The sequence below is a fragment of the Ideonella azotifigens genome, assembly GCF_006519715.1.
Taxonomy (GTDB): domain Bacteria; phylum Pseudomonadota; class Gammaproteobacteria; order Burkholderiales; family Burkholderiaceae_C; genus Ideonella; species Ideonella azotifigens.
Window position 1 is genome coordinate 1 of sequence record NZ_VIDT01000645.1, and the last position, 3141, is coordinate 3141.

Here is a 3141-nt window from a genome sequence, read left to right on the forward strand (position 1 = left end):
GGCCGGCGCATCGTGGACGGCGTGCTGTTCCCGGCGCTGGCCCTGGCGCTGGCCTTTGCCGCGCGCCGCATCATGCTGGGCTTCGGCCTGCCCCTGGCGGTGTTCAAGATCGTCGTGCCGGTGCTGATGTCGTTTGCGCTGATCCGCCTGTCGGTGCGCGTGCTCAGCGTCGCGTTTCCCGCCTCACGGCTGGTGCGAGCGGCCGAACGCACGATTTCCTGGGTTGCCTGGCTGGCCGTGGTCGGCTGGATCACCGGCGTGCTGCCGCAACTGCTGGAAGAGCTGGACCAGATCCGCTGGAAGCTTGGTGGCAGCGAAGTCTCGGTGCGCAACCTGCTGGACGGGCTGCTGTCCGGTGGCTTCGTGCTGGTGCTCACGCTGTGGGTTTCGGCCGCGATCGAGGCCAAGCTTTTGGCCGGCGCCATTGGCGAGCAGCTGTCGCTGCGCAAGGCCGCGGCCAACATCGTGCGTTCGCTGCTGATCTTCGTCGGCCTGCTGGTCGCGCTGTCGGCCGTGGGCATCGACCTGACCGCCTTGTCGGTGCTGGGCGGCGGCCTGGGCGTGGGCCTGGGCTTCGGCCTGCAGAAGCTCGCGGCGAACTATGTCTCCGGCTTCGTGATCCTCGCCGAGCGTTCGCTGCGCATCGGCGACATGGTCAAGGTCGACAACTTCGAAGGCCGCATCACCGACATCGCCACGCGCTACACCGTGATCCGCGCGCTGAACGGCCGCGAAGCCATCGTGCCCAACGAGTTGCTCATCACCCAGCGCGTCGAAAACGCCTCGCTGGCCGACTCGCGGGTGGCCATGTCCACGCTGGTTCAAGTCGCCTATGGCACTGACTTGGACACGCTGATGCCGCAACTCGAAGCCGTGACGCGAGAAGTCCCCCGCGTGCTGTCAGACCCCGGCCCCGCCGTGCAACTCTCCAACTTCGCCGCCGACGGCCTGGAGCTGACGGTCGTCTTCTGGATCGCCGACCCCGAAAACGGCGCCGGCGGCGTGCGCTCCGCCGTCAACCTGCAACTCTGGCGCACGCTGGAAAAGCTCGGCGTGGAGATTCCCTATCCACAGCGGGTGGTGCATCAGGTGGACCGTCGGGCGGCGGTCTCTGCGCCTTTGGGGGCGACTGGACCATCGGTCGGTTCACTGCCGCACCAAGTCTGAGCAACCCGGCGACGATTTCGCGGGTAGGTCACATGTGGATTTGCCCGTCGCCCAGGGCGATCAGCGTGACCGGCACCATGATCGGAAGACAAGCCATCCAAGCGATGAGCCCCACAAAGAAGGCCGTGACGAAGTTGGTCGGGTCATTCGTTGAGTGCCAGCGGTAGGTGCAGGGCCAGGCCAGCCAAAGCCAGTAGACGATTGCGGTCACGCGCATGGTGAGGTTCCTCAACTGCAGCAGCCCTAGATCCAGGCCCATGATCGCCGTCAGAAAGAGCAAAAGGTAGATCGCGGGCACAGCCCAACCATGGATCGCACAAGCCTTGCTGCGTTTGGACCAGCGCGCTTGGGTCGAAGCTTCGACGTGTACGGGCGTCACCATGGTCTGTGTTTCCAGGCTTCAATCAATCGGCAACCGCAATTCGTTCAGCTGTTGGGCGTGTGACTCTAGATATGTCCACCGGTCATCAGCACGGTAAGCATCAGCATGGGCGGTGAGCTCAGCAGCCAGCCTGTCAAGCCCAGGCTGAATCCCAACGAGAAAAGCCGTTCCCCGGGTGCCCCTCCCCAAATTTGGATGCAGGGCCATATCAGCCACAGCCAATAGAGGTCCAGGGTGAAGGTCCATGAGACAGAGCCAGAAAACGAAGTCGGTCCGGCGTCCTCCCAGCCCAGCTGATGAAGCAGCATGGGCAGGTAGAAGATCGTCGGAATGATGAGCCCGTGCAATCCAGAGGCGAAGCTCACTGAGAACTTTCGCAGCTGGGGCAGCGGCTCTGGCGCTGCCGCGGGCTTCGGGCGCAGAGGTTGCGTCACTTCAATGTCTCCTCATGCGTTCACCTCACCGCTTCAACCAGGTCAACAACTCCGGCAGCAGCAGTGACTGGTTCAGTTCGTCGTCCGACTGGGCGACGAAGCGGCGGAGGTTGGTGACGGCGAGGAAGCCGGTGTTGTCGAACTCGTCGCCGATGGCTTCGAGGAAGCCGAACTGGCCGGGTTGGTTGGAGATGCCGAGGAACAGGAAGTAGACCTCGTCGCCGCGCTGCTGGGAGTCGCGCAGCACCTGGCGGGTGCGCGCGTGGTCGTTGTTCTCGCCGTCGGTGACCATCACCACCAGCGAGCGCTTCTTCTCTTTCACCTCGGCCTTGCGGCCGAACAGCTTGCCCAGCAGGCCGGGCTCGGCACCTTTGAGCCAACCGAAGCCGCGCAGCGCCTGCTCCAATGCGTAGCTGTAGTCGGTGCCGCCGCACCAGCCAGGCACCTTGGCGACGATCTCGCGGCCGATGTAGCCCTGGTAGTTGTCGGCCTTTACCGCACCGACCTCGAACACCGAGGCAGCAGTGTGGCTGAAGGTGATGACGTCGAGCTTCTTGTCCGGGTCGAAGGTCAGGCCCCACGGGACCAGCCGGGTCAGCAAGTCATTGGTGATGCCTTCGCGGTGCTCGTCCTCGAAGGAGCCGCTGACGTCCAGCAGGAAGGCCATGTCGACGACGGGCGGCTTGGTGACGCCGGCCTTTTGCAGGCACAGCTGCAGCGAGGCCTGGGACTTTTGCAGGTTCAGGGTCAGGGCCATGGTGAGCTCGGTTCTTTCGGAGGATCAATCGGCACTGCGGGGGTGGCGCTCAGCTTCTGAGGCCGTGGATCACGGCCTGCAGGCGCTCTTGCAGCAGGAAACGTTCGGTGTCGTGCGCGGGTTCGGCGGGCAGCGCGGCCATGCTGGCAAGCCATGCCGGCAGGCTGACACGCACGGTGTCGTGCAGCCGGCTGGCGAGTTGCGCCAACTGCTGATCGGCCTGCTCGGCCTGCAGGCGGTGTTGTTGCAGCGTGGCCTGGGTGCGGGCCAGCGAGACCAGCCGATCCTGCAGTGACAGCGCAAGGTTTTCGCGCTGTGCCGCGGGGAGCAGGCCAGGCAAAGCTTCGGTGGCCAGGCCCAGCGCCTGCAGCTCGGTGAGCAGCTCGGCGGCGGCCTGCTGG

5 protein-coding genes are annotated in these 3141 nt (G+C 65.0%); 1 reads left to right on the forward strand and 4 read right to left on the reverse strand.

The genetic code is table 11. The features are described from left to right. A partial coding sequence (locus tag FKP22_RS25585; protein WP_141290578.1) for a mechanosensitive ion channel family protein occupies nucleotides 1-1167 on the forward strand: 1167 nt, incomplete at its 5' end. A 28-nt stretch (nucleotides 1168-1195) separates the two neighbouring features. On the opposite strand, the gene FKP22_RS25590 is transcribed toward FKP22_RS25585, so the two are convergent. From FKP22_RS25590 to FKP22_RS32760, 4 genes are all read right to left on the reverse strand, one after another. Beyond that, a complete protein-coding gene (locus FKP22_RS25590; protein ID WP_141290580.1) occupies nucleotides 1196-1549 on the reverse strand; it encodes a hypothetical protein in 354 nt (117 codons plus the stop codon). Nucleotides 1550-1614: 65 nt separating this feature from the next. Beyond that, complete coding sequence (locus FKP22_RS25595; protein ID WP_141290582.1) at nucleotides 1615-1983, reverse strand: hypothetical protein; 369 nt, start codon at nucleotides 1981-1983, stop codon at nucleotides 1615-1617. Nucleotides 1984-2008: 25 nt separating this feature from the next. Further along, on the reverse strand, nucleotides 2009-2740 hold the full coding sequence (locus FKP22_RS25600; RefSeq protein ID WP_141290584.1) for a VWA domain-containing protein: 732 nt from the start codon (nucleotides 2738-2740) through the stop codon (nucleotides 2009-2011). Nucleotides 2741-2789: 49 nt separating this feature from the next. Then, on the reverse strand, nucleotides 2790-3141 hold a 352-nt coding region (locus FKP22_RS32760), incomplete at its 5' end, for a hypothetical protein (RefSeq protein WP_170201088.1).